The sequence below is a fragment of the Thermosulfurimonas dismutans genome (genome assembly GCF_001652585.1).
Classification (GTDB): domain Bacteria; phylum Desulfobacterota; class Thermodesulfobacteria; order Thermodesulfobacteriales; family Thermodesulfobacteriaceae; genus Thermosulfurimonas; species Thermosulfurimonas dismutans.
Genome location: NZ_LWLG01000047.1, coordinates 1 through 808, shown reverse-complemented (window position 1 = coordinate 808; position 808 = coordinate 1). Strand labels below are relative to the sequence as shown.

Below are 808 nucleotides of genomic sequence, written 5' to 3'. Positions count from 1 at the left end.
CTAAAGCCGCAAAGGCTGAAAGAAGAAAAAGTATAGAGATATGATAATAGGTAAGCCTCATCTTTCAGGACGGGCCTTAAGGGTCCGCAGGCGATTGAGAGCCGCCGCGACCTCAAAACGTCTCACAAAGGCTAAATCTCCTCGCGCCTCCTCCGAAAGTCCCAGGAGCCCTCGGCTCTTTATCTCGTCCTCCACTTCCAGGACAGCCTCGTATAGAAGTTTACCCGCATAAAGCTTTTCTCTCACCTTGAGCAGAGCAAGCCCAAGAGTTCTTACCTGATCTGGACAGACCAGTTGTTCTATCGCTGAAAGATCGATCTTCTCCCGGTTAAGACTCAGAGCCTCAAGCCCTAAGACTTTGAGCTTGATACCTTTTAACGGAAGGTTATCAGATAGTACTCGCCTGGCAGGAATTCTTTCAACTCGGGCCAGACTGGCCCTGGCTCGGGCGGTGAAACAGGTCCTCAAGACCGGCCTGAATCTTCTCGGGGTCTCGGCCCCGGAAAGGATGTAAGCCATGGCCAAGAGATTTCGTATAGAACTGGGGTTTCTAGGCTTAACTTTCGTATTTGTGCTTTTGATCTGTCTCTTTCTCTGGATGTTTATCCTCGGGGTCTGGTTTGGGCAAAAGATGGTGGGCAAAGGTCCCTCGCCGGTGGCGGAGAAGACCCTCAAGGAAAAGGTGCCCGAAGAACTCCCCTCAGCCGAAGAAGTTCAGCCTCCCAAGGTGATGGGGGCGGAGGAAACTACGAGGCCTTCCGGTTCGTCTTCAGCCAACCTTTCCGGGCCAGAATCTCCTAAAGGGGCC

The 808-nt window shown here is 52.5% G+C and carries 2 protein-coding genes and 1 pseudogene; 2 read left to right on the top strand and 1 reads right to left on the bottom strand.

The features are described from left to right. Positions 1 to 57 precede the first annotated feature (57 nt). Positions 58 to 468, bottom strand: coding sequence for a hypothetical protein (locus TDIS_RS11505; RefSeq protein ID WP_425263988.1), 411 nt, complete (start codon positions 466 to 468; stop codon positions 58 to 60). On the opposite strand from TDIS_RS11505, the pseudogene TDIS_RS11635 reads away from it, so the two are divergent. Both TDIS_RS11635 and TDIS_RS10660 read left to right on the top strand, forming a co-directional pair. Next, positions 428 to 514: pseudogene (locus TDIS_RS11635) on the top strand (DALR anticodon-binding domain-containing protein); the annotation flags it as partial. The gene TDIS_RS11505 and the pseudogene TDIS_RS11635 sit on opposite strands and share 41 nt — an antisense overlap. A gap of 3 nt (positions 515 to 517) precedes the next feature. Next, positions 518 to 808: hypothetical protein (locus TDIS_RS10660; RefSeq protein ID WP_153303848.1), on the top strand; the 291-nt coding region annotated here is incomplete at its 3' end.